General features: G+C 55.8%; 23 protein-coding genes, 2 tRNA genes and 2 pseudogenes. 11 read left to right on the top strand and 16 right to left on the bottom strand.

The features are described 5' to 3' along the window. The first annotated feature begins 278 nt into the window (after positions 1-278). Entirely contained in the window at positions 279-1,199 is a 921-nt protein-coding gene (locus tag WJM78_RS05855) for a hypothetical protein (protein ID WP_339014386.1), read from the top strand. Positions 1,200-1,803: 604 nt separating this feature from the next. On the opposite strand, the gene WJM78_RS05850 is transcribed toward WJM78_RS05855, so the two are convergent. After that, on the bottom strand, positions 1,804-2,532 hold the full coding sequence (locus WJM78_RS05850; protein WP_339014384.1) for an ankyrin repeat domain-containing protein: 729 nt from the start codon (positions 2,530-2,532) through the stop codon (positions 1,804-1,806). Between the two features lie 216 nt (positions 2,533-2,748). Here WJM78_RS05850 and WJM78_RS05845 point away from each other — a divergent pair. Beyond that, a pseudogene (locus tag WJM78_RS05845) lies at positions 2,749-3,170 on the top strand (transposase); the annotation flags it as partial. A gap of 776 nt (positions 3,171-3,946) precedes the next feature. Here WJM78_RS05845 and WJM78_RS05840 read toward each other — a convergent pair. The 8 genes and pseudogenes from WJM78_RS05840 to WJM78_RS05805 form a co-directional block, all read right to left on the bottom strand. After that, complete coding sequence (locus WJM78_RS05840; RefSeq protein ID WP_339014382.1) at positions 3,947-5,281, bottom strand: reverse transcriptase domain-containing protein; 1,335 nt, start codon at positions 5,279-5,281, stop codon at positions 3,947-3,949. After that, complete coding sequence (locus tag WJM78_RS05835) at positions 5,278-5,847, bottom strand: SLATT domain-containing protein (protein WP_339014380.1); 570 nt, start codon at positions 5,845-5,847, stop codon at positions 5,278-5,280. The genes WJM78_RS05840 and WJM78_RS05835 overlap by 4 nt, the downstream gene beginning before the upstream one ends. Before the next feature lie 316 nt (positions 5,848-6,163). After that, positions 6,164-6,427: pseudogene (locus tag WJM78_RS05830) on the bottom strand (ABC transporter ATP-binding protein); the annotation flags it as partial. A gap of 47 nt (positions 6,428-6,474) precedes the next feature. Next, entirely contained in the window at positions 6,475-6,876 is a 402-nt protein-coding gene (locus tag WJM78_RS05825; protein ID WP_339014378.1) for a YybH family protein, read from the bottom strand. Positions 6,877-6,970: 94 nt separating this feature from the next. Beyond that, positions 6,971-8,245 carry a threonine synthase gene (gene thrC, locus WJM78_RS05820; RefSeq protein WP_339014376.1) on the bottom strand — a complete coding sequence of 425 codons (1,275 nt, stop codon included), beginning with the start codon at positions 8,243-8,245 and terminating at the stop codon, positions 6,971-6,973. Beyond that, positions 8,242-9,222, bottom strand: coding sequence for a homoserine kinase (gene thrB, locus WJM78_RS05815; protein ID WP_339014374.1), 981 nt, complete (start codon positions 9,220-9,222; stop codon positions 8,242-8,244). The genes thrC and thrB overlap by 4 nt, the downstream gene beginning before the upstream one ends. Before the next feature lie 2 nt (positions 9,223-9,224). After that, entirely contained in the window at positions 9,225-11,684 is a 2,460-nt protein-coding gene (gene thrA / locus WJM78_RS05810) for a bifunctional aspartate kinase/homoserine dehydrogenase I (protein ID WP_339014373.1), read from the bottom strand. Between the two features lie 250 nt (positions 11,685-11,934). Further along, on the bottom strand, positions 11,935-12,627 hold the full coding sequence (locus WJM78_RS05805; protein WP_042037582.1) for a tRNA/rRNA methyltransferase: 693 nt from the start codon (positions 12,625-12,627) through the stop codon (positions 11,935-11,937). A 206-nt stretch (positions 12,628-12,833) separates the two neighbouring features. Here WJM78_RS05805 and aceK point away from each other — a divergent pair, with 206 nt between their 5' ends. After that, positions 12,834-14,561, top strand: coding sequence for a bifunctional isocitrate dehydrogenase kinase/phosphatase (gene aceK, locus WJM78_RS05800; RefSeq protein ID WP_339014370.1), 1,728 nt, complete (start codon positions 12,834-12,836; stop codon positions 14,559-14,561). 159 nt (positions 14,562-14,720) lie between these two features. Here the strand turns inward: aceK and WJM78_RS05795 are convergent, their stop codons facing one another. Beyond that, entirely contained in the window at positions 14,721-15,119 is a 399-nt protein-coding gene (locus WJM78_RS05795) for an META domain-containing protein (RefSeq protein WP_275931088.1), read from the bottom strand. Between the two features lie 172 nt (positions 15,120-15,291). On the opposite strand from WJM78_RS05795, the gene WJM78_RS05790 reads away from it, so the two are divergent. Further along, positions 15,292-15,768: a hypothetical protein gene (locus tag WJM78_RS05790; RefSeq protein WP_212514341.1), complete on the top strand. Its 477-nt coding sequence runs from the start codon at positions 15,292-15,294 to the stop codon at positions 15,766-15,768. 4 nt (positions 15,769-15,772) lie between these two features. Here the strand turns inward: WJM78_RS05790 and WJM78_RS05785 are convergent, their stop codons facing one another. Together WJM78_RS05785 and WJM78_RS05780 are read right to left on the bottom strand one after the other, a co-directional pair. Then, a complete protein-coding gene (locus WJM78_RS05785; protein WP_339015766.1) occupies positions 15,773-16,252 on the bottom strand; it encodes a putative 4-hydroxy-4-methyl-2-oxoglutarate aldolase in 480 nt (159 codons plus the stop codon). Positions 16,253-16,291: 39 nt separating this feature from the next. After that, positions 16,292-16,711 carry a DUF3293 domain-containing protein gene (locus tag WJM78_RS05780; RefSeq protein ID WP_339014367.1) on the bottom strand — a complete coding sequence of 140 codons (420 nt, stop codon included), beginning with the start codon at positions 16,709-16,711 and terminating at the stop codon, positions 16,292-16,294. A gap of 376 nt (positions 16,712-17,087) precedes the next feature. Between WJM78_RS05780 and arcA the strand changes: the two genes are divergently transcribed. After that, positions 17,088-17,807 carry a two-component system response regulator ArcA gene (gene arcA, locus WJM78_RS05775; protein WP_042037588.1) on the top strand — a complete coding sequence of 240 codons (720 nt, stop codon included), beginning with the start codon at positions 17,088-17,090 and terminating at the stop codon, positions 17,805-17,807. 132 nt (positions 17,808-17,939) lie between these two features. Here the strand turns inward: arcA and WJM78_RS05770 are convergent. Next, positions 17,940-18,014 (bottom strand) — tRNA-Gly (locus tag WJM78_RS05770). A 105-nt stretch (positions 18,015-18,119) separates the two neighbouring features. Next, positions 18,120-18,193, bottom strand: a tRNA-Gly gene (locus tag WJM78_RS05765). Positions 18,194-18,394: 201 nt separating this feature from the next. On the opposite strand from WJM78_RS05765, the gene cydD reads away from it, so the two are divergent. From cydD to WJM78_RS05745, 4 genes are all read left to right on the top strand, one after another. Further along, positions 18,395-20,164: a heme ABC transporter permease/ATP-binding protein CydD gene (gene cydD / locus WJM78_RS05760; RefSeq protein WP_339014365.1), complete on the top strand. Its 1,770-nt coding sequence runs from the start codon at positions 18,395-18,397 to the stop codon at positions 20,162-20,164. After that, positions 20,157-21,902 carry a heme ABC transporter ATP-binding protein/permease CydC gene (gene cydC / locus WJM78_RS05755; protein ID WP_275931085.1) on the top strand — a complete coding sequence of 582 codons (1,746 nt, stop codon included), beginning with the start codon at positions 20,157-20,159 and terminating at the stop codon, positions 21,900-21,902. The genes cydD and cydC overlap by 8 nt, the downstream gene beginning before the upstream one ends. A 208-nt stretch (positions 21,903-22,110) precedes the next feature. Next, positions 22,111-22,482 (top strand): Rcs stress response system protein RcsF, encoded by a 372-nt coding sequence (rcsF, locus tag WJM78_RS05750; protein ID WP_212514345.1) that lies wholly within the window; start codon positions 22,111-22,113, stop codon positions 22,480-22,482. 7 nt (positions 22,483-22,489) lie between these two features. After that, the gene (locus tag WJM78_RS05745) at positions 22,490-22,876 is read left to right on the top strand and encodes a DUF488 domain-containing protein (RefSeq protein WP_042037595.1); all 387 of its coding nucleotides are present in this window, start codon (positions 22,490-22,492) and stop codon (positions 22,874-22,876) included. Positions 22,877-22,965: 89 nt separating this feature from the next. Here WJM78_RS05745 and WJM78_RS05740 read toward each other — a convergent pair whose 3' ends face one another. Further along, positions 22,966-23,958, bottom strand: coding sequence for an NAD-dependent epimerase/dehydratase family protein (locus WJM78_RS05740; RefSeq protein WP_339014361.1), 993 nt, complete (start codon positions 23,956-23,958; stop codon positions 22,966-22,968). A 270-nt stretch (positions 23,959-24,228) separates the two neighbouring features. Here WJM78_RS05740 and tsaA point away from each other — a divergent pair, with 270 nt between their 5' ends. Together tsaA and WJM78_RS05730 are read left to right on the top strand one after the other, a co-directional pair. Further along, positions 24,229-24,933, top strand: coding sequence for a tRNA (N6-threonylcarbamoyladenosine(37)-N6)-methyltransferase TrmO (tsaA, locus tag WJM78_RS05735; protein ID WP_287147160.1), 705 nt, complete (start codon positions 24,229-24,231; stop codon positions 24,931-24,933). Between the two features lie 450 nt (positions 24,934-25,383). After that, entirely contained in the window at positions 25,384-25,794 is a 411-nt protein-coding gene (locus WJM78_RS05730) for an H-NS family nucleoid-associated regulatory protein (protein WP_042036308.1), read from the top strand. Positions 25,795-25,803: 9 nt separating this feature from the next. Here the strand turns inward: WJM78_RS05730 and WJM78_RS05725 are convergent, their stop codons facing one another. After that, on the bottom strand, positions 25,804-26,049 hold the full coding sequence (locus tag WJM78_RS05725) for a hypothetical protein (protein WP_339014358.1): 246 nt from the start codon (positions 26,047-26,049) through the stop codon (positions 25,804-25,806). Positions 26,050-26,206: the final 157 nt, after the last annotated feature.

Genomic DNA, 26,206 nt, shown 5'->3' with positions numbered 1-26,206 from the left:
CGGGCGGGAGAGGAATCAAAGGCGGGGTGCGGACAAGTTAAATGCGCATCGGAGGAGGTACTCATCAATCAAGAGAGTCACGAGGCTAACCCAGAGAATGGGATAAGGTCAACCCGCACCAAGCTAACTAGATCAACCGCCCTGGACTAGATAGAGCACCACGGATGAGATCCATATGGAATTCAATAAAGAGTGCTCTTTGCAAGCCCCATATGGACCACAATGGGGAGCCCATATGTTTTACAATGTGTGCTCTTTTTTATTCAGGATCCCATTACATGAAACGCGCTTTCTTCGCCACCCTGACCATGCTCTCGACATCAGCCATGGCCGAACAACCCCTTTTCCATCATCTGGCCACGCTGGAATATAAAGAGATCATATATGGTTGCCAGATGTATCGCCTCAATACCCCGGAAGGCTCGACCTTGCTGTTCGGACATAACTTCAATGACACAGGCCCCAATGCGGAAGGCAGTGCCTCTGCCGGCAGGATCGAAATGTACTCCGCCATGTATTCCGACCCGAAATATCGCAGCTATTCCCTGCGGGGAACCAATGAGCTCTATCAGCCCTCAGGCAACGACTCTTATACTTTTATGGACATCTCGGTGGGAGCCAGTTCATCTCCTGACAACTTCATGCTGTCACAAGTAAAAAACATTGAACGGGCAATCCCTTATACCAGCGGTAATACCCAGCTCTCTATGCATTTCTACGATGAGCGGGATCAGCCGACATATGGCAAACCCCTACCGAAATATCTCTCCCTGTGCGGCAACAGTATCGCCTCCTTCGATGCACTGACCAGCAACAGGCTACGGATCAATGCCGCCTCGCACAACGTCACCTATATCAAGGTGCAGTACCCAAAATTCGACCAGCCTTCCGGGTTCAAGACCAGCAACGATCTGGTCGGCGAGGTACAGCTGTTCTGGAACAATACCGACAACAGCGCCATCACGACCCGTCAGCATAAATTCACCCGTATCTCCCGCGCCGAGAAACTCGACAAGCCGCAAGATCAGAAGTTTGTCGAGCTGGCCAAACTCGGCATCAACGATGACCGCTATATCGATATCAACACCGACCAGAACCCCCTGATCCCTGGCAAGGAGTATGTCTATCAGGTGCAGTACTGCGACGGTTATGACTTCTGCGACAGCAATACACTCAACGCCATCGGCAAGAGCAACTGATATCTGTTTTATACAGATGCCTTCCATATGCGGGTAAAGAAAAAGAGCTCTTAATGAGCTCTTTTTCGTCTTAGGGTTGCACCATACCAAGCAGATCACTGGCTGCTCGGCATACGGTAAGCAGACCAAGAAAAAAGGTGGGTGTCCTGATTTACCGCCTGGGACTGGCGACGCTTGCGTCATCCACGGGAGCCCGGTAGTAAAGACAACAAGAGTACCGTTGGAGCGGCATAATCATCGAGGCGTGGACGGCCCCCGTGGCGAAGGCTGTTGAGGTGGCAGGCAGAAGTGGCGCAAGGATTTCCAGAGCTGTTTACTGATGATTTTTCATGTCATGCCTGCTCGATGGGCATTGGCATCGTTCGAATCAACTCGATTTTGTTAGCGGCTTTTAATGGGTATATATGAGTAATAGAGATCAGATCGCGGTCAGATGAAAGGTTCAATAATAAAGTGGGATCCGGCCCTGGACTTGAGGACCAACAGTACGAAAAACGGGCTCTATCGCATTTAACTTTTAACCGATTTAATTACCGCACTGAAAATCGATTATGACGACAGAGCCCTATCGAGGCAGAATGATATTTTGGAGTGTTAAGGCTGTTTAATTACAGCTTGACTTGCCCGTTTTATGATTGATGGCCCCTTTTTCTATCAGCAGGTTTGCCACATCGGTAAAGCCATGTTCGCACGCACCGCTGAGAGGACTCGCGTTAATTTTAGGGTTCTCATTAATCGCCACGACGTTCAAATCCGGGTTGAATTGTAGAATATATTTCACCGTATCAAGCCTGCCATCTACTGCAGCGATCATAAATAATGTTTCACCGTCTTTTTCTTTGGCATCCCAGTCAACTTCATTCTTTAAACGCTCATGCAGATATTTAACAACCTCTACATTATTACCCATGACAGCAGATTTAACAGTATTGTAGACATCGGCTTTATCTGTGGCGCGAATATCGGCACCTTGTTCTGTCAGATATTTTACTATATCCAAATAGCCGATGAACGCAGCCCAGCCTAACGCGGTTTGCCCCAAGGAAGCTTCGTCTTTTGCCTCAAGATTTTGCCCCGCTTCGACCATTTTTTTAATCGTGGCCAAATCACCTTGTTTAACCGCATCAAACCAGGCTGCATCTGGACCAGCAGAGGGTTTTTCATAGAAAATACGGTGCGATAGCAACTTAGGGTTGGCAATTTCCTGCATTTCTGCGTAGCTATATCTGAATTTTGATAAATCTACAGCCCCTTTATTTTCCTGGGCATGTAGATTGAATGTTCCAGAAGCAATAATACCTGCGAGCAGTACCGTTTTTGTTAATTTAATCATTTTGTTTACCTTAGGTTGTGGTAATTTAAAGAACAACCTTAGATCATTTTTTACTGGTAATACAACCAATTATATTGACAGTGACATTCAAAGAAATTGAACATGAAAAAGCACCATAAATCGTAACGTTTTCGGAATACCTACAAGAGAACCGAACAAGTCCCTGATGTGACATCATCAGTCCCAATTAGCATCAGTGGATAAGGTTCAATATGAATCACCTTCGCAGATAGCGAGTTCAATGGTAAACGCCACAAAATCCGCAAAGAGATATGTTTGGCTCGCATGAACGCCCGGCTCCCATGGCCAGCATGTTCGGTCTCATCGAACCTATCTGCCCCAAAACGGGCAACGGTCGTCGTCCCTGTCCACTCGACACCATGCTGCGCATACAGCAGTGGTACAACCCCTGCGACGTCGTCAACCAGTGGTTTTTTAAAGCTGGCATCATGATGAAACAAGGCACGCTGGTCGATGCCACCATCATCGATGGCCCCTGGCTCCACCAAAAACAAGCGCAGAGAGCGTGACCCCGAGATACACCAGACCACCAAAGGTAATCAGTGGTATGTCGGTATGAAGGCCCATATCGGCGTCGATGCCAAAGTGGGCTGACCCACAGTCTGGAAACCACGTCGGGGCGTTAATGGGATTGACCCCGACCAGAGTCGCCCAATGGCAATCCAGCCACCCTCTTCCCCGCCACGCCTGCCAACCCCAACAAAATCAAGGGCCATGGGAATCCTGTGCCCGTTCAGTGCGATTTGTTGAGCCAGCGCAAAAAATCAGTCGTTACTGACACTTGCGTCACTTTTTGACTGGTGCGACCAGATTCGATTGGCTTAACATAGCCATCTGGTGCCTATTGCAGTGTGATGGGCTGCTGCCCTCGCTGGTCAATGGAGCATATTGGAAGCTGTAATCCACGGGCGGTAGCGTGGGTTTTGAACCGTGATTGGTGCATTTCGTAGGTTGGCGCTGAGCGCAGCGAAGCCCAACAAATGAGAGATATTATTTCCAAAAAAAGATAAATTTTTATCATATAAAATCAACAACCAAATTAATTTTATCTTTCACGGTCAACGTTGGGCTTCAGTTCGTGTAGGTTGGCGCTGAGCGCAGCGAAGCCCAACAAACGGGAGATATGATCTCCAAAACAAGATGAATTTTGACCATATAAAATCAACAACCAAATTAATTTTATCTTTCACGGTCAACGTTGGGCTTCAGTTCGTGTAGGTTGGCACTGAGCACAGCGAAGCCCAACAAACGGGATATATAACCTCCCAAATAAGATAAATTTTGACCATATAAAATCGACAACCAAAAAACTTTAGCTTCACGGTAAACGTTGGGATTCATTTCGTGAAGCATCAACCCACAAGGTTTAGCCCAGCATACGAGATTCATAAATTTAATAACCTGCATCTTTTATATCTGTTTCAATATCTTTTACTTGCTTAGCTATTCTTTTATTAAAATGATAATTAACCTCCTCCTCAGTCATATTACTGGTATCTTTTTTAAAGTAGTAACTTAACACATGAATTTTCTTTTCAAGATCATAGTTGTCGAAATTAGGAATGTATGTTGTTTCACGCCTATAATGCTTAATCTGAAAATATGTACGCACAAATGATTTAAGGTTCACCTTCACATTAAACCTTACAATCAATTTTTGTAAGAAAGCATCTAGTTCATGCAATAAATTTTCATCTGTTATTTCTGAGAAGAAATACATCCATCCTTTAGATTTATTCTGAAAAATACATCCCGTTATGCGTAAATTAACCCGCCATTCTAAAAACTCAGCATTCCTCAATTGGGAGTGTTTATAACCAGTGAAAATTGCTATAAGTGATTCTCTCAGATTGTCAACTGACCCTTTTCTTGCAGTTACGACATTACCTTGAAAATAATATCCAAGATACCCAAATTCATCATAACCCAAAGACCCTGTACTGGACTTTTCAGGGTTTCGTTTAGGATCATACACCTTCAACCCTAAATGTTTAAATCTCCTGATAATCTCGAGTGAAATTTTTTCGGTCTGTGATGAGGCACACAATATCAGCACATCATCAACATATCGGAAATATTTGATTCCATCCAATTTAGAAAAATATTTATCAATATTCAATAAGTAAATAGCTGCAAGGATATTTGATACAGATAAACCCTGAGGAACCCCACAATTTGAATCAATATCACTTTTACTGGGTTTTGACACTGTCGGGGATTTTATTGCACTGGAAATCAGATCTAATATTCTTTTGTCTCTAATTTTCCCTCGTAACCGGCTAATCAACTTATCATGCACAATTGATGGATAAAAATTAGCAACGTCAAATTTTAAGTACGAATCATAGGCATTCGAAGAAACAGCTTCTTTGACTTCAACGACCATTTCCTGCGGTAGATTAAATACAAGATCATTCTGATATATTTCTTGTAAAAAATCACAAGTTGCACGTAGTGCTATTTTATCTCTAATTGTAGGGATTGATATTTCACGGGGAGCCTTTCCCTTTCCTTTACTAATTAATTTAAGTTTATATTTATTAAAATCATAATTACCATTAAGCGACTTTCTCTGTACAACATTCATTTCATCATCATGAAACCTCCAGAATATTTCGTGTGACATATTATCCACACCGGTTGCTGAAGATAGCAGAACGTTTTCCTTATAAATCCTTCTCAGATTCGCAGTTTCGAAATGCTTTTTTAGTATATTATAGGAGTTCATGCATCCATCCTTAAAAAATATAAAATAAGAAAAGGAACGCAAAATATAAAAACAAAGTATATGAAGTTTCTTACCGCATAGAACACCACAAGTAATTTATGGATACAAGTTGGATGCTTACTTAGTTTTGAATCATCTGTAGAGTTATTATTTTCATCAACAACTGCTTTAATGAAATCAAGTTCAAGATGATTTTCGGATGCGGCAAGTATAGATTGGTAGTCTTTATCTAACTGAGCTAAATCATGACCATGACTAGATATAGCTTTTGTATAAATCAAGCTTAGCTGCTCGTAGCTCTGCTTTAACAGCATAGCTCTTCCTTTGTAGTTCATATTATTGATGAATAATGTGAGGATAAGTATAGAAACTGATAAAGCAACCATTATGGCCGACTCAGCACTACTTTTAACAGGATTTACCAATGTGTAGATAGAATAAAAAACAAGAAATACGGAGTGCCAAAGAAGTAATATCTGAGAATATGTATCAAGATTCAACAACCTACGCTCAGCTTTTATTTTGGACTTTCGTGTCCACCATACCTTGTCAGAGAAGTCGCTCATTGAAAAAATCCTTTGAAGAGTGAGGCGTCAAAGGTAGTAATCGTGTAACGCCTGTTAACAGACTAGTAAAACTAGAGGAAAACCCTCCCAAAATTAGTTGCACCCAGAAGACTGGATGATCGCAAGCGATACGCCTCTCAACAGAAGATTACTGTTTTTCCACTGAAAATCAAACTAAATATATAGGAATTTATGTAATCAATCATTTTAGGCTGATCATATCCATCTCCTCATAGCTCTCCATTTTTGAAGACTTTATATGAAATGGAAATTTGGAACAGGCAAAATGGGTGGTACTAAGAAGTACCACCCATCTTTATTCTTCCGTTTCTATTTCTCCCCCCAACCTGTATTCCCACTCAATTCCCACTCCGGCGACAAACTCGGGATCGAGGGAGACAAGCAGCAACGTGCCCGGATAATCGGCCAGCACCTGAGTGAGCAGCTGGCGAGAGGCGTTATCCAGGTGATTATCCGTCTCATCGAGGAGCAGCAGCTCAGGTTGCTGTGCCAATACCATCAAGAAGCCCAGCTTCAGCCGCTCACCACCACTCAACTGGTGGGTCGGTTGCGGGGCGCGAGCGGACCAAGGATCTAGCCAAGTGAGGCGACGTTGAGCCGCCGGGGTTATGGGACTGCCACCAACAGCGCAGTGCCGTAGGAGTTGTCTATGGTGCAACGCCACTCCCCACAAGGATCCTTGCGAAACACATAGGTGGCGCGGCGGTTCTCGTCGATATGGCCGCCTTGCCCATCGGGATAGCGCAGTCGGGTCTCCATGATCACTAGGGCGTTATCGGCTCCCTCGATCACCTCCATGGCGCCCTGGGTGACCTCGAGCCGGCCCTGAAAATAGTCCGAGATGGCCCCGAAGGCACGGCGGATGGCGGGGATGCCACGCACCACCATGCCGGGTTTGACCACTAGGGCGGCATCTTCGGCGTAGAAGGCCATCAGGGCGTCGAAATCGCGCCGGGATATGGCGGCGTCGCAGGTCTCGATAAGGGTACGAAGGGGATGTTGACTCATCTTCACTCCTTATATGGGGCGACTTGCCCGCCCTGTCACGGATAGAAAACAACAGATAGAAAAATCCCCCGAAGTCGGGGGATTGGCAGTCAACTTAACCGAGCAGAAAGGCCCTTAACCGGGCAAACTCCGCTGGCAAATTAACCGAGAGCAGCGGCAGCTCGGCGTGCTTGGCCAGCGGACCGGGTAGCGGTACATCGAGATGCAGGATCTCGTCCACCGACTCCTTGAACTTGGCGGGGTGGGCGGTGCAAAGGAACACCCCTACTTCGTCCTCGGCCAGCTGTTCCCCCAGCAGATCCCAGGCAATGGCGCCATGGGGTTCGCAGAGGTAATCCAGCTGGTGCAGGCGTTTCAGGGCATCGCGGGTTTTGGCGTCGTCACGCATGCCGGAACCCAGGGTCTCCAGCCCCCAGCCTTCACGGCGGCAGAGCTCTTCCACCCTGGGCCAGTTGTTGGGGCGGCTGACATCCATGGCATTGGACAGGGTTGCCACTGTCTGGTGCGGCTCCCACTGACCGGTTTTCAGGTAGCGCGGCACTGTGTCGTTGGCGTTGGTGGCGGCGATAAAGCGCTTCACCGGCAGCCCCAGCGCCTTGGCGATAAGGCCAGCGGTGAGGTTGCCAAAGTTGCCGGACGGCACGCTGATAACCGCCTTGGCGCGGTCGGCTTTGGGCAACTGGGCCACTGCTTCGAAGTAGTAGCAAACTTGCGCCAGCAAGCGGCTGATATTGATGGAGTTGGCGGAGTTGAGGCCAATGGCCTTTTTCAGCGCCTCGTCGTCGAAGGCATCTTTCACCAGCGCCTGACAGGCGTCGAAGTCGCCGTCGATGGCGATGGTGCGGATATTGCCGCCGAGGGTGCAGAAGAGCTTCTCCTGCAAGGGGCTTATCTTGCCCTTGGGGTAGAGAATGACCACCTCAATCCCCTCCAGCCCGTAGAAGGCGTGGGCCACGGCGGCGCCGGTGTCGCCGGAGGTGGCGGTGAGGATAGTGATCTTGTCGTTAGTTCTAAAGGCCGCGAGGCACTGGGCCATAAAGCGGCCACCGAAATCCTTAAATGCCAGGGTCGGGCCGTGGAACAGCTCAAGGGCATAGGTGCCATCTTTGAGTTTCACCAGCGGCGCCGGGAAGGTGAAAGCGGCGTTAATCAGCTCGCTCACCTTCGCAGCAGGCACTTCGTCCCCCAGCAGGTGGCTGATGATGCGGGCAGAGCGTTCGGCCAGCGGCAACGCCAGCAGGGCATCCACATCGGCCAGCGGCGCAATCACGTCGGGGAAGAAGAGCCCCTGATCGCGACCCAGCCCCTGACGCACCGCCTGCGCGAAGCTCACCTGTTCACTCTTGTCCTTGATATTGTAAAGATTCATAGCTCGCTTCCTGTTACCCGTGCCCCGGCCATGTCCAATTTGCAGACCCGGGCAAATCCATCTTCGTTCTGCACGAAATGTGCTTCCATCCAATCCTTCATCCGCTCGGCCTGCGCCAGCTCCTTCATCACCACAAACACAGTGGGACCGGAGCCGGAGATACCGGTGGCCAACGCCCCGTTCTGGGCCGCCTGCGCCCGCACCTCGGCAAAGCCTTCAATCAGCGCCGCGCGGTAGGGCTCGGCAATCACGTCTTTCAGTACGCTCGCGGCCAATCCCTCCTGCCCGGTGTAGCTGGCGTGAACAAAGGCAGCCAGACGGCGGCCATAGGTGAGGCAATCCTGACGGCGATATTGGGCCGGCAGAATGGCGCGGGCCGCAGCGGTGGATACTACTGTGCCCGGGTAGCAGACCACCCAGTACCACTCGTCAAACACCGGAATGCCCTGGCTGATAACGCCGTGCTCTTCCAGCACCAGCTGCATGCCGCCGAGATAGCAGGGGGCCACGTTGTCGTAGTGGACGGAGCCGGAGATGCGCCCTTCCATCTCCCCCATCAGCAGCAGCATGTCGTGTTCATCAAGCGGCTCGCCATGGAAGGCGTTGAGCCCTTCAAGGGCCGCCACCACGCTACAGGCGCTGGACCCCAGACCCGAACCCACCGGCAGATTCTTCTCCAGCACCATCGCCAGCGGCTTGAGTGTCAGGCCGCGCTTCTCCAGCGCCTCGCCATAGGCGACCCAGCAGTCGAACAGGATATTCTTTTTCGGATCATCCGGCAGCTTGTGGGCATAGCGGCCCACGGATGAGAGCGCAAACGCTACGTCAGCCGCTTTCACCTGCACCCGATCGCCGAGCAGAGAGCCATCCACGGGGGCGAGCGCCGCCCCCAGTACATCGAATCCCACGCTCAGGTTGGCGCTGGAGGCGGGCGCGTAGGCGACCACGCTGCCGCCCTGGTACATGTCTGAACTCATGCTTACAACTCCTGCTTCCAGTTCTGGGTGCGCAGCACGTCGGCAAAGACGCCAGCGGCAGTCACTTCGGTACCGGCGCCATAGCCGCGCAGCACCAGCGGGATCGGCTGGTAGTAGGTGGAGAAGAAGGCGAGCGCGTTCTCCCCGTCTTTGACCTTGAACAGCGGCTCATCGCCACCGACCGCCTTGATGGCCACCTTGCACTTGCCACCCTCGATGGAACCCACATAACGCAGTACCTTGCCCTGAGCTTGCGCGGCTGCGAACTGGTCGCGGAACCAGCCGTCCGCTTCGGGCAAGCGGGCCATAAAGGCTTCCACATCGCCGCTCACATCAAAGCCGGGTGGCAGCCCCTGCTCGACTTCGACATCGGAGAGTTCCAGCGCCATGCCAGCTTCACGAGCCAAGATCAGCAGCTTGCGCGCCACATCCATGCCATTGAGGTCCTCGCGGGGATCCGGTTCGGTAAAGCCGTTGCCACGAGCAATCTTGGTGGCTTCAGAGAAGGCCATCCCTTCGTCCAGCTTGCCGAAGATAAAGGAGAGCGAACCGGACAGGATGCCGTCGAAGGCGCGCAGCTTGTCACCAGCCTTGATGAGGTTTTGCAGGTTCTCGATAACCGGCAGGCCCGCGCCGACGTTGGTTTCATAGAGGAACTTGCGGCGAGTCTGGCGGGCAGTGCGACGCAGCGCCTTGTAGTAATCGAGCGAGCCGGTGTTGGCCTTCTTGTTCGGGGTGACCACATGGAAACCGGCGGCCAGGAAGTCGGCATACTGGACGGCAACCGCCTCGGAAGAGGTGCAGTCAACGATCACCGGGTTGATGATGTGGCTATCTTCCACCAGCTTTTTCACCCCTTCCAGCGAGAAGCTGTCACGTGCTTCCACCAGCTGTTCGCGCCAGTTGGCGAGGTTCAGGCCATCCTTGTTGACCGCCATCTGGCGGCTGTTGGCGATGCCCACTACCCGCAGGCCGGTGCCCTGCTCGGCCAGTACCGGTTGCTGGCGGGCGATTTGATCCACCAGCGCAGCGCCGACGCCACCGACCCCGACCACGAAGAGATCGATAAACTGCTGGCTGCCAAAGAAGTTCTGGTGGCACGCCTTGATGGCTTCCGCCACCTTACGATCCCGCACCACCGCAGAGATGGAGCGCTCGCTGGAGCCTTGGGCGATGGCGACGATATTGATGGAGGCTTGCGCCAGCGAGGTGAAGAAGCGGGCCGCCATCCCCTTGCTGGTGCGCATACCGTCACCGATCAGGGAGATGATCGCCAGATCGCTGATGATATCCAGTGGCTCCAGCAGCTGGTTTTTGAATTCCAGCTCGAACTCGCGCTCCAGCACCTTGCGGGTCTTCTCACTGTCGTAGCTGTGGATACAGAAGCTGACGCTGTACTCTGAGGATGACTGGGTGATCAGCACGATACTGACCCCGGCGCGGGAGACGGCGGAGAAGATGCGACCGGCCATGCCAACCATCCCCTTCATGCCGGGGCCGGAGACGTTAAACATGCACATGCCGGACAAGTCGGAGATGGCCTTCACTTTCAGGTCATCGTCGCCGCTCTCGGGGCCGATCAGGGTGCCCGGCCCTTGCGGGTTGAAGCTGTTCTTGATGAGGCAGGGAATATGGAACTGGGCCACCGGCGCGATGGTTTTCGGGTGCAGCACCTTGGCGCCGAAGTAGGAGAGCTCCATCGCCTCCTTGTAGGAGAGGGTTTTCAGCAGGTAGGCATCCGGCACCAGACGGGGGTCGCAGCTGTAGCAGCCCTCGACGTCAGTCCAGATCTCGCAGCACTCGGCATCGACACAGGCGGCCAGCACGGCGGCGGAGTAGTCGGAACCGTTGCGGCCCAGCAGCACGGTTTCGCCCTTGTCGCTGCCGCCGGTAAAGCCCGGCATCAGATAGAGACAATCGCTGCGCAGCCCCTTGGCGGCAAAGCGCACCCGGGAGGCCTCAATATCGACGTGGGCTTCCAGATAGCCGCCGTCGGTAGCCAGCAGCTCTTCCGGTACGATCAGATCCACGTCCAGACCGCGCACCCGCAGCAACTCGTGCATAAAGGCGATGGAGAGGTTTTCGCCACGGCTCAGGATGCGCGCCTGCACGTTGTCCGGGCAGAGGCCCAGCAGACGAATGCCCTGCATCAGCCGCTCGACCTGATCCAGCTCATTGGTGAGACGGGCCAGCAGCCCCTTGTCATCGAGCGCCGGATAAGCCGCCTTCAACCCGGCCAGCAGGCGGGAGAAGATACCGTTGATTTCAAACAGGGTAGAACTGGCATCCATGCCGCGGCTGGTTTGTTCCACCAGCGCCACCAGATGATTGGTCACCTTGGCAGGAGCAGACAGCACCAGGGCTACCTGAGATTGACCGTGGGTGTTGACCGCGATATCGGCCACCCGTAAAAAACGCATCGCATCGGCCAATGAAGACCCGCCAAACTTCAACACTCTCATCGCTTTCTCTCCCTGTAACTCTATGAAATATAATCTAAAAACCAATCCAACAAAAAGGCCCGTACTGGGTGGGTACGGGCCTTTTTTGATTTCTGTGCTTGTTCGTCAGCGCATCAACCGGCCCCAGTGCCACCTGTGGTGGTACCGGTAATAATGGTGGTGGTGATGACGTTGGTGAATAACTGCATGACGAACACTCTTGAACGAAGCTGGCTTTTAGCAATACCGCGGCTGGCCTTGGGCTGTCAACTTAAACCTCTTTGCCAAGTTTGCGCGCAAGGTCTTTGCAGAGCAGGTGGAGCATGTTCAAATCCCGCTGCGGCAGCATGGGCACCCGGTCCATCACCCATTGATGCAGTTTTTCATCCTGTGAAACCCCGAGTTCACCAAGCAATTCTGCTGTTTTGCTTTTTAGTACCCGAACCTGCCCAACGTTATCAAAATTTTCTGCTACGGCCTGCGGCTCATCCAGCAACTGGCTCATCTCGTAGGCGTAGAGCATGATCGCCTGCCCCAGATTCAGCGACGGGTAGCTCACCTTGAGGGGCAGATAGCTGATGAGATCGACCTCGGCCAGCTGTTCGTTGGAGAGGCCAGACTCCTCGCAGCCAAAGACGATGGCGACCTTGCCAAGGGAGGGCTTGGCGCGGATCTGCTCGCGGATCTCCCCCGGCGTGAGGTAGTGCTGGTAGCGACCGCGCTCGCGGGCGGTGGTGGCGATCACCAGATCCATGTCGGCCAGCGCCTCGGGCAGGGTGTCGAACGCCTCGGCCTGGGTCAGGATCTCCTGCGCGCCGTGGGCCACCCAGCTCGCCTCCTCCTCTTCATGTACCCGGCTCGCCACCAGTCGCATGGCATCGAATCCCATGGTTTTCATGGCGCGGGCAGCCGCCCCCACATTCGCAGGACGGGCAGGTGCCACCAGGACAAAATAGAGCTTCATCGGGTTTCCTCGCAGGCCAGAGGGCCTCTTAAACAGACGGCAAACAGTCGCCAAACCATCGCCAAAACAGGGGCGCAATCTACCTTTTATCCCCGAAAAATGCCACTTGAACAGACGTTTGAATGTTGCCATAGTGGCCAGACGTGTGACCAAATTACACGCAATCCTTCGCGCTATCGGCCCGACAGATCACAAGGAAGAGAGAGATGCAGCAGCCATTGGAACAGGCCGTCGCCGAGACGATCTTGCAACGCTTCGAGTCGTTTTACAGCCGGTTTCTCGAGATAACCCAGGGCAGCAAGAGCCGCTTCGAGAACAGTGACTGGCTGGGGGTGCAGCTCGCAGGACGGGAGCGTATTCGCCTCTATGATCACCACGTCGGCGCCACCACGGCCCTGATCAAGCAGATGATGGGGGAACACCACGCCACTCAGGAGCTGCTCAAGCGGGTAAAAGGCGCCTTCAGCGATCTGCTGCCCCGTTGTGACAACTTCGAGGTAGCGGAGTCCTTCTTCAACTCCGTCTATCGCCGCATCTTCCGCCATCGCAATATCCGCGACGAGAACCTCTATATCCATCCATTTCGCAGCCGGGGGGATCATCCTGACTTGAGCGCCCTGCTGCGGGTCTATCGCACCGATCTGACCCACCTGCCGCAGGCCCTGAGCCAGCTGCTCGGGGATTACAGCTTCACCCTGTCCTACGAGGACAAGCAGCGGGATATTGTCGACATCCACCGCCATCTTGCGGAGAACGGGCCACAAATTCTCCATGACGAGCCGTTTGCCATCGAACTGTTGAAAGAGGTGTTCTACCGCAACAAGGGCGCCTATCTGGTGGGGCTTATTCGGGTGAAGGGGCAGGTCTTCCCCTTTATCCTGCCCCTGCTCAGTACCGGCCAGAGCATCTATGTGGATACCGTCATCTTCGAGCCGGAGCTGGCCTCCATCGTGTTTGGTTTCGCCCGCGCCTACTTCATGGTCTACGCCCCTGAGCCGGCGCTGTTTGTGGTGTTTCTGCGCCAGATAATGCCCCACAAGCCCGATTACGAGATCTACAACGCCATCGGCTGCCAGAAGCACGGCAAGACCGAGCTCTATCGCCACTACCGCCACCATCTGGCCCAGAGTCGGGATCAGTTCATCATCGCGCCGGGCATCAAGGGGATGGTGATGAGCGTGTTTACCCTCCCCTCCTACGACGTGGTGTTCAAGGTGATCAAGGACGAGTTCACCCCGCCCAAGGAGGTGAGCCACGAGCAGGTCAAAGAGAAGTACCGGCTGGTCAAACAGCACGATCGGGTTGGCCGCATGGCCGACACCCAGGAGTTCACCAACTTCGAGTTTCCGCTGGATCGCATCTCGCCCGAGCTCCTTGCCGAGCTCAAGACGGTGGCGCCGTCGGCGCTCACCATCACAGGCGACAAGCTGGTGATCACACACCTCTACACCGAGCGCAAGATGATCCCCCTCAACCTCTATCTGGACAAGGCGGACGAACAGCAGACCCGGCTCGCGCTGGAGGAGTACGGCAACGCCATCAAGCAGCTGGCGGCGGCCAACATCTTCCCCGGCGACATGCTGTTCAAGAACTTTGGCGTCACCCGTCACGGCCGGGTGGTCTTCTACGACTACGACGAGATCTGCTACATGACGGAGTGCAACTTCCGCCAGATCCCGCCGCCGCGCTACCCCGAGGATGAATGGAGCGCCGAGCCCTGGTATTCGGTGGCCCCCAACGACATCTTCCCCGAGGAGTTCGCCACCTTCCTGCTGCAAAAACCCCAGGTGCGGGAGATCATGATGCAACTGCACAAGGAGATGTTCGACGCCAACTACTGGAAGATGCTGCAGAGCAACATCAAGGTGGGGGTGTTCGAGGATGTCTATCCCTATCGACGCAAGAAGCGCTTCAAGTTCCAGCGGGGGGGATGAGGAGAAGCTCTCGGCGCCTTGCCGGTGGCTCGGATGCAATGCATCTTGCAACCTGGCCGGCACAAGCCGCAAAACGGCATTGAGAAAGGGACGTCACGGCGTCCCTTTCTGATCGCGGCTGTCTGCTCACGCTACGACAGCCTCTGACTGGCATATCAGTTACTTGGCAGCAGGCATGGCATCGAAGGTGAGCAGCGCCACCTTGTTGGCATCACTCAGAACCAGCTGTTGGCCGCTGATTTTGAAGGTTGCCACCCTCTCCAGTTTCTGCAGATAGAGCATCTCCTTGTCGGCCAGATCGCCCATGCACATCATGCGGGTCGAGCCCATGGCCCCCAGCGTCAATACGCCGTCACCCTGCTGGGTGATACCGCCAAAATAGCGGTTGCAGCCGCCCTTGCCCGCCACCTTGTCACCCGCGATCTGCAGGGTGAAGGTATCGTCGCTCGCCCCCTGCAACTGCCAGGTGGATGCTTGCAGTTGAGCCAGATTGGAACCAGTTGCCATGGCGCAGCCCCCCAGTGCCAGTGCGGCCAGCAGGGTCAGTTTCTTGTTCATGGAGTCACCTCTTGATGTCAGCGAAATAGGGGAAGGAAAGTGATGATGGTGGCCTGTTTATCATGAGATGGCGGCAGATTAAAACTGTTTTATTGTGATCTGGGTTGCCTTTACTAGCAGCTGGCATGTGCCATGCTTGTATTCCAGTTCCGGACCCGGGGAGGGCAAAAGAATGGTCAAACCACTCATCATCGCATTCGCTTCATGCCTCAGCCTCTGTGCCCAGGCCGCCGACTGGGACTTTCTCAATAGCGAGGAAAACAGCCAGCTCTACGTGAAAAGCTATTCCGGCGCGCTGCTTGGCAGCCAGTCTCACCACAGCGACCATTTCGACCTCTGGCTCATCAACACCGGCTATCAGTACTCGGTTCGGGACGATGTCAGCCTCTACATGGAAGCGGGCCCTGCAATGGATCCCCACAGCGAGCAGGCGGGCTTCAATATCAGCTCAGGGGTGCGTTACCAGTTCTCCCCCTCGCTGAACATCGGCAGCCAGCTCAAGCAGCTGGAAGTGGACAAGGCCAGCACACTGCTGGAGCTCAATACCAGCCTGCTGCTCACCCCGCAGTTCGCCATCAAGGCAAACTACGGCGTCAGCGCCTTCAGCACAGAACAATCCCTCAGCATAGGCGTCGGCTTCAACTTCTGACCGCTCAGATGAGCCGGGTAGCGCTCACGACTACGCCGTTGAGGTCGGCATAGACGTAGTCACCCGGATGTATGGTAACCCCGGCAAACGACACCACGGCATCCAGCTCACCCTGACCCCGCTTCTCGGTCTTGACCGGACAGGCCGCCAGCGCCTTGACCCCCAGTGCCAGCATCGCCAGTGTGCCCACATCACGTACAGCGCCGTGGATCAGGATCCCCTCCCATCCTTGCTCAGCCGCCTTGAGAGCCAGCAGATCACCGAGCAGAGCGCGACGCAAGGAACCACCGCCATCGATCACCATCACCCGCCCCTGGCCGGGTCGAGTGACCAGCTCCCGCACCAGACTGTTGTCTTCATAGCAGGAGAGAGTGACCGCTTGGCCATAAAACAGCGGCTTGCCACCAAAATTGTGGAACAGCGGATCGGCCACTTGCAGGACATCACCGTGTTGATCGCAGAGGTCGGGCAGTAGATCCAGCATCATAAGCTTCCTTCCATGGACATGATTTGGCTCATTATTTCACCAGCCCGAATCTCTGACAATCCAGTGGGATTCAATTTTACCCATATGAAGCGGTATGCCTTTCATCAATACCGGCAGCAACCAGAGCTCCCCCTGCTCCACCCAATAGAGGGCGTTCTGACCGAAACGGGCCGCCAGAGCGATGGACTCACCACGAGAGGAAGCCAGCAACAGCGACGATTCACGCCAACTTTCATCAGGCGAGCTCCCCCAGCAAGGCCCCATGGCCATCATGTAGGGAGACGCCGCGATCACCCGCCAGAGGGCCCGCTGGCGCCGGGTATTACGACGTATTCCCACCTCGCGGCTGGCCGGATTCCAGGCTGTCACTATGGCGTAAGCGGGCCATTGCGGTGCAGAAAAAGGTGCAATAAAACAAATTTTTCTGTAGTTTTCCCACAAATTCATGTCAACCACATGTTACATTCCATTACATTTTATCAGGGCGAAAATGGGGGCAACCCCAAGTATCATGCTGTGAACTCTGTGCTTGACCTATATCAAATCAGAGTTAAAAAGTTGCTATCTGACGGCAAAGAGTGTTGTTATGCGCCTGTTAACTGATAAAATGCAGCCACTTTTGTAATGGACGACCTTTCCAGGCTTCTCTCGATCAGACTTGTTGAGAGCCTATGTGTGGCACAGGGATGTTTGCCGACGCTGATGCCAAATTCGCGATAATCCGACCTGACATTCATACCCAGGATGACGTAATAAATTTTCAGGACCGGTCGGGTAACGCCAAAGAGTGTTAAAATTAAGATAACTAACTGATAAGAATCTGGGAATACTCATGCAAACACCACACATTCTGATCGTCGAAGACGAACTGGTCACCCGCAATACCCTGAAAAGCATCTTCGAGGCCGAAGGCTACGTTGTGCTCGAAGCCAACAATGGCGACGAGATGCATCAAGCCCTGACCGCCCACACCATCAATCTGGTGATCATGGACATCAACCTGCCGGGCAAGAATGGCCTGCTGCTGGCACGCGAGCTGCGTGAAGATGACAACATAGCCCTGATGTTCCTGACTGGTCGTGACAATGAAGTGGACAAGATCCTGGGTCTGGAAATCGGTGCCGATGATTACATCACCAAGCCGTTCAACCCCCGTGAACTGACTATTCGAGCCCGCAACCTGCTGAGCCGCACCATGAATGTGGTCGCCGGTGGCGAAGAGAAGAAGCTGGTTGAACGTTACCTGTTCAACGGCTGGGCCCTGGACATCAACAGCCGCGCACTGGTCAGCCCGGCTGGCGACATGTTCAAACTGCCGCGTTCTGAATTCCGTGCCATGCTGCACTTCTGCGAAAACCCGGGCCAGATCCAGACCCGTGCCGAGCTGCTCAAGAAGATGACAGGCCGTGAGCTCAAACCTCATGACCGTACCGTGGATGTCACCATTCGCCGTATTCGCAAACACTTCGAAAGCGTCAACGACACCCCGGAGATCATCGCCACCATCCATGGCGAAGGCTACCGCTTCTGTGGTGAGCTGGAACAGGAATAAGCCCGTTCCATCCCATTAAATTTGGTTCAAAAGGCGCCATCGGCGCCTTTTCTCTGCCTGCCGTTTACCCTCTTCCGGCGCAAGCGCAAAACAAAAAGCCCACTCGCAGGAGTGGGCTTTTTGCATGAAAGCTGGAGCGGGCAGCGGGAATCGAACCCGCATCATCAGCTTGGAAGGCTGAGGTAATAGCCATTATACGATGCCCGCCTGGCATCAAACTCGCAACAGATAACAGGCATCAAACACGCGTCGATAAGCAGTGCGCCAGACAGAGGCGATAGCAAGACGGTTTGATTACCGGGTATCAGAATGTGGAGCGGGTGATGGGAATCGAACCCACGTATGCAGCTTGGGAAGCTACCGTTCTACCATTGAACTACACCCGCGTCAGGGCCTCTACTATATGCATTTTGAAGCCGAGCGCAATCACCACTGTGCTGTTTTTTACCATAAATCAAGCTGTTCGACCAACTAATGAGCAGCAAGCTGTTTTTTCCATCAAACATTTTCAACACCGGGAATTTACAAGGTTGCCAATGCCGGGGGCCGAGGATAGTCTTGCGCCACTCGACGCGAGGATGGTGGTAATGGACAAGAAAACTCAGAAACATCTTTATGGCTGGTTGCGTAACCAGTCGAGCCACGGCCGACGCTGGATCGGTCTCTCCATAGGCTTTGGTCTGGGTCAGGGCATACTGATGGTGGCGCAAGCCTGGTTGCTGGCGACCCTGTTGCATCGCTTCATCATGGAGGGTGCCACGCCGGAACAATCCATTCCCCTCTTCATTACCCTGCTGCTGGTGACCCTGACCAAAGCGGCGCTGGCCTATGGCCGTGAAGTGACCAGCTTCAAGGCGGGCAGCGCGGTGCGCCAGGCTATTCGCGAGCTGGTGCTCACCCGCCTCGGCCGTCTCGGCCCTGCCTATATCCAGCGACGCCCGGCTGGCAGCTGGGCCAGCCTGCTGCTGGAACAGATTGAAAACATGCAGGATTTCTTCTCCCGTTACCTGCCGCAGATGGCCATTGCCGTCTTTATTCCCGTGGTGATCCTGGTGGCCGTGTTCCCGGTCAACTGGGCGGCGGGCCTGATCCTGCTGGGCACAGCGCCCCTCATCCCCTTCTTCATGATCCTGGTGGGGGTGGGTGCCGCCGATGCCAACCGCCGCAACTTCCAGGCACTGGCCCGCCTCTCCGGCCACTTCCTCGACAGGCTCAAGGGTCTTCGCACCCTGCAGCTCTTCATGCGCACCCAGGCAGAAGGGGATGCCATTCGCGACGCCTCGGAAGATTTTCGCGAACGTACCATGGAGGTACTGCGCCTTGCTTTCTTAAGCACAGCCGTGCTGGAATTCTTCGCCGCCATCTCGGTGGCGCTGGTGGCGGTCTACTTCGGTTTCTCCTACATAGATCACCTGAACTTCGGCCACTATGGCGCCAAGGTCACCCTGTTTACCGGCCTGTTCGTGCTCTTCCTCGCCCCCGAGTTCTACGCCCCGCTGCGCGAGCTCGGCGCCCACTACCACGCCAAGGCGCAGGCCATCGGCGCCGCCGAGCAGTTGCTGGCATTCCTGGAAGCCGAGGTGAGCGAGCCCGCCTCTGGTAATACCCCTTTCCATGCAAACACGCCCATCAGGGTCGAAGCCAAAGGCCTTGAAGTGCTGAGTGCCGAAGGCAAGGTGCTGGTTGGCCCCATCGACTTCACCCTGGAAGCGGGTTCACGCACGGCGCTCATCGGTATCAGCGGCGCTGGCAAGAGCTCGCTGGTCAATGCCCTGCTCGGTTTTGCCCCCTATAGTGGTGAGCTCAAGGTGAACGGCCAGGAGCTGGCCAGCCTCGACATGAGCCAGTGGCGGCTGCAGCTGGGCTGGCTCTCCCAGAACCCGCAGCTGTTCCATGCCTCCTTGCGCGACAACCTGCTGCTGGCCAAGCCAACGGCCAGCGACGGCGAGCTGGAACATGCCCTGAAACGGGCGCAGGCGTGGGAATTTGCCATGGAGAAGGGGCTCGACTATCCGGTCGGCGATCAGGCGGGCGGCCTCTCGGTCGGTCAGGCCCAGCGCCTCGCGCTGGCCCGCACCCTGCTCAAATCCACCCAACTGATGGTACTGGATGAGCCAACCGCCAGCCTGGATCGCCACTCGGAGCGCGCCATCATGACCACGCTGGAGCAGGCGATGGCGGGCCAGACCCTGCTGATGATCACCCACCGTCTCGATCAACTGACCAAAATGGACAAGATACTGGTGCTGGCACGCGGCCAGCTGGTGGAGCAAGGCAACTTCCAGCAACTGAGCACAGCGCAGGGCCCGTTCGCCCGCCTCTTGTCCCAACACCCGGGGGATTCTCTCGATGACTGATCTATTGCCGTTTCTGCGCCTCTATCGTCAGCACTGGCTGAGCCTCTCGCTGGGCCTGCTGCTGGCCCTGGTGACCCTGGTGGCTGGCATGGGACTGCTGTCGCTCTCCGGCTGGTTCCTCTCCGCCGCGGCCGTAGCGGGCATGACAGTTGCGAGCACCCATGCCTTTAACTACATGACCCCGGCTGGCGGCGTGCGTTTCTTCTCCATCATCCGCACCGCGGGTCGCTGGGGTGAGCGGGTGGTGAGCCACGACGCCACCTTCCGGGTGCTGACCCGGTTGCGGGTCTGGTTCTGGCAAACACTCTCGCCACTCTCCACCGGCACCCTGGCCGGCTTTCGCCAGGCGGATCTGCTCAACCGGCTGGTAGCCGACATAGACGCCATGGATCACGTCTATCTGCGTCTGGTCACCCCCATAGGCGCGGCCCTGCTCAGCTGCGCCGGTCTGGTGTTCTTCCTCTCCTTCTTCGACGCTCGTCTTGCCCTGATCCTGGGAGCCATACTGCTGTTTGGCATGATAGCCCTGCCGCTGGTGTTCTACTTCCTCGGTCGCCAGCCCGGCCGTCGGCTGATCGCCGAAAAATCGGTGATGCGTACCCGCATGGTGGACTATCTGGATGGTCAGGCCGAGCTGCAGATGTTTGCCGCCGCCCCCAAGGCGCTGACCGAACTGAAACAGGCCGAACAGGCGCTGCTGACCGCCCAGGCCCGCATGGCCAGGGTGAGCGGCCTGGCCAACTTCTCGGTGCAGCTGCTCAGCGGCTGGACCCTGACCCTGATGCTCTGGCTGGCCGGTCACGGTGTGGCGGGGGCGCAACCCGACCCCATCACGGCGCTGATGGTGTTCGCCACCCTGGCGAGTTTCGAGGCCTTGCTGCCGTTGGCGGGTGCCTTCCAGCACCTCTCCACCAGCCTCACCTCGGCCCGTCGTCTCAACGAGATACTGCAGGAGGCCAAGGCCCCCGAGTGGGGCGTCGAGCAGCAACACGCCAGCGTCGGCACCTTGCAGATAAGCGACCTCTATTTCAGCTATCCTGGCAACCCGCAGCCGGTGCTGCGCGGTTGCACCCTGCAGTTGCAAGCGGGCGAGAAGCTGGCGCTGCTGGGCCAGACCGGTTGCGGCAAGTCCACCCTGATGGGGCTGTTGACCCGGGAGTGGACCCCGCAAGCGGGCAAGATAGTGCTGGATGGCAAACCACTCACCGACTACAGCGAAGGGGCGTTGCGCGCCTCGCTGTCGGTGGTGAGTCAGCGGGTTCACCTGTTCGCCGATACCCTGCGAGGCAACCTCAAGTTGGCGGCCCCAACGGCATCTGACGAGCAATTGACCGAGGTGCTGGCCCAGGTTGGTCTGGCCAATTTGCTGGAAGATGACAACGGCCACAGTGACAGCGGACTGAACGCCTGGCTGGGGGACGGCGGTCGCCCGCTCTCCGGTGGCGAGCGACGCCGCATCGGTATCGCCCGCGCCCTGCTGCACGATGCCCCGCTCTGGCTGCTGGATGAGCCGACCGAGGGACTCGACAGCCAGACCGAACGTGAGATCATGGACTTGTTGTTCCGACTGGGGGCAGATCGATCCTTGCTGCTCATCTCCCACCGCCTGCTGGGGCTGGAGCAGATGGACAGGATAGCCCTGATGGAAGAGGGGCAGATCCGCCTCTGTGCCCCTCACCATGAATTGCTGGCCGATGACTACTATCGCAGCCTGCACCAGCGGCTGGTACCGGCCTGATCGCAAGAAAAAATGAGGGGAAGAGGGCACACCTGTGCCCTGCTCACACCATGAATTGCTGGCCAGTGACGACTATCGCCGCCTGCACCAGCGGCTGGTACCGGCCTGATCCCCGTCACACCCCGTCTCCATGGTTAAAAAATGGGGCTGGTCGCAGGCAACGACTGGCCCCTATAATGGCCCCCTCACAGTTCAACAAGATACCGACATGAAACGCCTTATCCTGATGATGCCCCTGATTGCCTCCGGTTGCGCCGACTTCTCTTTCAGCAGCAACCTGGACAAGGAAAATTTCGACGAGTACTTCAAGCCGGGCGGCGTCCAGATCTATGAGCAGAGTCAGCTGGCTGATCTCAACTACCTCTACCTCGGCACCGTCGAGGGGGAATCCTGCCAGAGCGATGCCAAGCAGCCCATTCCCAACGCAGGTGAAGCCCGCACTCAGGCCCGCCGCCGCGTGGCTGACATGGGTGGCAACGCGGTCACCTTCGACAAGTGCGTCGAGTTCAACGACACCCCGGGCTGCCTGAAACAGGTGATCTGCTACGGGCAGGCGCTGAAAGTGGCGCAAGAGAAGTAAGGACCCCATGGCACTGGCCATAGTCCGGCTCGGCAGCCCCCGCCTCCCCGACGAGGGGCTGCGCATCGGCACAGTGCGGCGCCCGCCCCGTGGGGTGCCCAAGAGCGAATTTGCCAGTCAGGATTGGTACGATGTCTGGTTCCCCAACCTGGCCCCCAGCAGCGAGACCATGAAGCTGGGCCAGGCTGCCGAGACCCCCGCCCAATGGGCCGCCTTCTGCAAACAGTACAGGGCCGAGATGGCCAGCCCCTGCGCCCGTCACGATCTGGCGCTGCTGGCGGCCCTCTCCCACACCAGCAATCTGTCGGTGGGTTGCTATTGTGAGCAGGCCGAGCGCTGTCATCGCACCCTGCTCAAAGAGCTGCTGATCCATTACGGCGCCAGACTGCGCTAACTTGCACCGCCACATAATGAAAGAGGGCGTCCCACAGGACGCCCTCTTTCATATGATGGCCATCAAGGCTGGATGGGGGCAGCCGGGCCCTATGGCAGAGTGCCCACCCGCAACCCTTGTTGCAGTGCCCGCTCCTGCTCGGCCGTCATCCCGGCCACCACGGCCTGACGATTTTCTGCCAGCCACCGGGCCAGATCGGCCACCGTCTCCTCCAGCGGCCGAAAGTTGAGCCCCTGCACTATGGCCGCCTCGGCGCTGATGCGGCCATAACCGGCATACTCCGGCTGCGCGTTGGGCAACAGCGCCGGGTAGCTCTGCCAGGGCTCGACACCGGCCGCCAGCAGCGCGGGCCAGGGCACCCACTCAGGTTGCGGTGCCGTGGCGGGCGCGAGTCGGGCGGCGATGCGATCCACCCAGTCCGCCAGCGCTATGCCGGGTTTGAGCAGGTTGAAGATGCCCCCCAGTTGCTGCTCGGCGGCGCGCAGCACAAATTCGGCGCAGTCGCGCACGTCCAGGTATTGCAGTCGATCCTGTCCCTCTCCCGGCAGCAGCCAGGGGCCCCCTTGCTGCACCCGCTTCACCCACCAGGTCAAACGGCCAGTGGGATCAAAAGGGCCGCCCAGCACGCCGGGGCGCAAAATGCAGAGCCGCTCGCCCCAGCGGGCCTGATACGCAGCCTCGCACAACACCTTCAAGGGGCCATAGTCGGTGGGCGTCTCCCCGGCCCTTATCTCGTGCAGCGGCGCCGACTCATCCATCCCCCGCTGGGCGAAGTCGCGATAGACGCTGATGGTGGAGATAAAGATCAGCCGCTCGCAGCGTCCGAGCAGGGCAGCCGAGAGGCTGGCCGCCTGCTCGGGCCGATAACAGCAGGTGTCGATAACCAGATCCCAGCCGGGCCCTTCCCCGTGCAGGGCGTTCAGACTCTTGTCCCTGTCACCGGTGAGCTGGACCAGTTCGCGCCAGTCCGGGTGCTGGCGAGAACCCCGATTGAACAGGGTCACCTCGTGGCCCCAATCCAGCGCCAGCGAAGTGAGGTGGCGGCCCAGAAAACCGGTGCCGCCGATGATCAGCAGTTTCATCCATGTCCCTCCTGTCCGGCACGATTGGCTATCTCGGGTATGACGCGCCTTGCATGCCGGTATCCATAGTGCCCCCACCCTACCCAAGTTGGCGGCGGGGGACAGCCTCGATAGCACAGGGATGGGACTGCGATCACGGCAGGACCAAGGAAAAGGGCGCGGGGCAGCGAGGTCGGGATCCTGATCAGGCAAGGGAGACGCACAGCAAGGCGGGCCTGCGTTTTGACGTCGCCTGTGCTAAATTGCCGGGGTTTTCAGTCAGGATCCGCCATGAAGTTCGAAATCGACACCCTCGGGATCATCCGCTCTCCCTACAAGGAGAAGTTCGCCATCCCCCGCCAGCCCGGTCTGGTCAAGTCGGCCCGTGCCCGCCTCGAGCTGCTGCCACCTTACGATCAGCCGGACGTGCTGCGCGGCATAGAGCAGTTCTCTCACCTCTGGCTCAGCTTCGTGTTTCACCAGACCATGGATCAGGGCTGGCACCCGACTGTGCGCCCGCCGCGTCTGGGCGGCAACGAGCGGGTCGGGGTCTTTGCCACCCGCTCCACCTTTCGCCCCAATCCGCTCGGCCTGTCGGTGGTCGAGTTGCACGGGGTCGGCCGTGAACGGGGCAAGCTGTGGCTCGAACTCGGCGCGGTCGATCTGCTCGATGGCACCCCCATCGTCGACATCAAGCCCTATATCCCCTATGCCGACAGCCTGCCTGATGCCCGTGGCGGCTTTGCCCCCCATGCCCCCACCCCGCCGCTGGCGGTGCGCTTTAGCCCGGAGGCGGAGCAACAGCTGCAACCCTGGCTCAAGGCCCATCCCGAGCTGCGCCTGCTGGTGAGCGAAGTGCTGGCCCAGGATCCCCGTCCCGCCTACAAGAAGGGCAAGCCGGACGACAAGGAGTACGGGGTACGCTTGTTCGATCTCAACGTGCGCTTTCGCATCAGCGAACCCGACTGTCTGGTGCTGGCCATAGTGCCGGCCTGAGTGCCGGCCTGAGTGCCGGCCTGAGTGCCGGCCTGAGTGCCGGCCTGAGTGCCGGCCTGAGTGCTGGCCTGATCGCCGACCTGATCGCCAGACGATGTGAGCCATAAAAAACACCCTGCGCTGTTTTTTAAAACGAGTGTGATGGAATGAAACAAACGGATTTGTTTCATGCAATATCCACCCGTTAACCACATTGAGAGCAGATGAGCAAAGCCCCGTCTCGTCGGAAATTCTCTCATCAACGCAAACCTGATAACCCATGTGGCGCCGCTGCGCTTGCCCCCTTGTGTCATAGGCAAGATGAAAAACATTACTTTACCCACGCCATTGGGCCAGTATTTTTTATTTCCCCCATTATCTGAATAACATTTATATATACATTCCAATTTTTTATGGTATGTTCCCCCTGAAATTGATGATCACCTTAATCAGCCATTTAATGGGGATGCCATGAACGAATTTCTTAAAACACTGCTGAACATCCGTAGTCTTCGTGTGGCCCTGCGCGAGCTGCCATTTGAACAGCTGGAAGAAGCGAAAGAAAAGTTCGAGCAGGTTTATACAGAGCGCTTTGAATCCACCGAGAAAGAGCGTACCGAGCAAGCAGAGCATCAGCGCAAGCTTGCTGAGTTCTCCGAGCTGCTGAAACAAGCCGGTGTCGACCCCCGTGACCTGGTCAGTCACGCCGCCCCGGTCTTATCAGCCAAAGCTGGCAATAAGGCCAAACGAGCACCACGCCCGGCCAAATACAAATATCAAGAAGATGGCCAGGAGAAAACCTGGACCGGTCAGGGCCGTATGCCAAAGGCCATCGCTGCACAAGTTGAGCAAGGCAAGAGCCTGGATGACTTCCTGATTTAATATCCGCGTTTACCAGATGCCGCCTACGGGCGGCATTTTTATTGCCTTTTTATCCCCGGCGCCATCACCGCACATCAAAAACGGTAAAACAGTGAAAGCATGTTCACTGTTTTCAGTTCGGATTTTAGCCACCAAGCCCAGCGCTGGCGGGCTCTGGGCATAGGGTTTTGCAGTAATCCATTTTTGAAAAAATTTTTCTATATGGAGCACGCAGGCGGGAGCGGATTCCGTGACGTAGCTCTGTTCGTGGCTCATTGTGTTAGAGTTGGAATGCTCGTCTCATCCTATAAGGATAAACGTCCTCCAAACAAATTATTAGAGACTACTAGGTGTTTTTATAGAAAATAGTTTGATTGTGGCTGACTATCGCCTTCGCTATTTAAAATATTGAAACAGCTTTATTTTTAGTGTT

The sequence above is a fragment of the Aeromonas popoffii genome, from assembly GCF_037818705.1.
Lineage (GTDB): Bacteria > Pseudomonadota > Gammaproteobacteria > Enterobacterales > Aeromonadaceae > Aeromonas > Aeromonas popoffii.
This window is presented reverse-complemented; position numbering and strand designations above follow the sequence as displayed.

Coding starts and splice junctions, on each gene's coding strand:
- WJM78_RS05825 (WP_339014378.1), bottom strand. CDS start 6,876: ATGAGTCAACATCCCCTTCGTACCCTTATCGAGACCTGCGACGCCGCC.
- thrB (WP_339014374.1), bottom strand. CDS start 9,222: ATGAGTTCAGACATGTACCAGGGCGGCAGCGTGGTCGCCTACGCGCCC.
- WJM78_RS05855 (WP_339014386.1), top strand. CDS start 279: ATGAAACGCGCTTTCTTCGCCACCCTGACCATGCTCTCGACATCAGCC.
- aceK (WP_339014370.1), top strand. CDS start 12,834: ATGCAGCAGCCATTGGAACAGGCCGTCGCCGAGACGATCTTGCAACGC.
- WJM78_RS05790 (WP_212514341.1), top strand. CDS start 15,292: ATGGTCAAACCACTCATCATCGCATTCGCTTCATGCCTCAGCCTCTGT.
- WJM78_RS05835 (WP_339014380.1), bottom strand. CDS start 5,847: ATGAGCGACTTCTCTGACAAGGTATGGTGGACACGAAAGTCCAAAATA.
- WJM78_RS05745 (WP_042037595.1), top strand. CDS start 22,490: ATGGCACTGGCCATAGTCCGGCTCGGCAGCCCCCGCCTCCCCGACGAG.
- WJM78_RS05785 (WP_339015766.1), bottom strand. CDS start 16,252: ATGCTGGATCTACTGCCCGACCTCTGCGATCAACACGGTGATGTCCTG.
- WJM78_RS05725 (WP_339014358.1), bottom strand. CDS start 26,049: ATGAGCCACGAACAGAGCTACGTCACGGAATCCGCTCCCGCCTGCGTG.
- WJM78_RS05840 (WP_339014382.1), bottom strand. CDS start 5,281: ATGAACTCCTATAATATACTAAAAAAGCATTTCGAAACTGCGAATCTG.
- tsaA (WP_287147160.1), top strand. CDS start 24,229: ATGAAGTTCGAAATCGACACCCTCGGGATCATCCGCTCTCCCTACAAG.
- WJM78_RS05740 (WP_339014361.1), bottom strand. CDS start 23,958: ATGAAACTGCTGATCATCGGCGGCACCGGTTTTCTGGGCCGCCACCTC.
- WJM78_RS05730 (WP_042036308.1), top strand. CDS start 25,384: ATGAACGAATTTCTTAAAACACTGCTGAACATCCGTAGTCTTCGTGTG.
- rcsF (WP_212514345.1), top strand. CDS start 22,111: ATGAAACGCCTTATCCTGATGATGCCCCTGATTGCCTCCGGTTGCGCC.
- thrA (WP_339014373.1), bottom strand. CDS start 11,684: ATGAGAGTGTTGAAGTTTGGCGGGTCTTCATTGGCCGATGCGATGCGT.
- cydC (WP_275931085.1), top strand. CDS start 20,157: ATGACTGATCTATTGCCGTTTCTGCGCCTCTATCGTCAGCACTGGCTG.
- WJM78_RS05805 (WP_042037582.1), bottom strand. CDS start 12,627: ATGAAGCTCTATTTTGTCCTGGTGGCACCTGCCCGTCCTGCGAATGTG.
- WJM78_RS05850 (WP_339014384.1), bottom strand. CDS start 2,532: ATGATTAAATTAACAAAAACGGTACTGCTCGCAGGTATTATTGCTTCT.
- arcA (WP_042037588.1), top strand. CDS start 17,088: ATGCAAACACCACACATTCTGATCGTCGAAGACGAACTGGTCACCCGC.
- thrC (WP_339014376.1), bottom strand. CDS start 8,245: ATGAATCTTTACAATATCAAGGACAAGAGTGAACAGGTGAGCTTCGCG.
- WJM78_RS05795 (WP_275931088.1), bottom strand. CDS start 15,119: ATGAACAAGAAACTGACCCTGCTGGCCGCACTGGCACTGGGGGGCTGC.
- cydD (WP_339014365.1), top strand. CDS start 18,395: ATGGACAAGAAAACTCAGAAACATCTTTATGGCTGGTTGCGTAACCAG.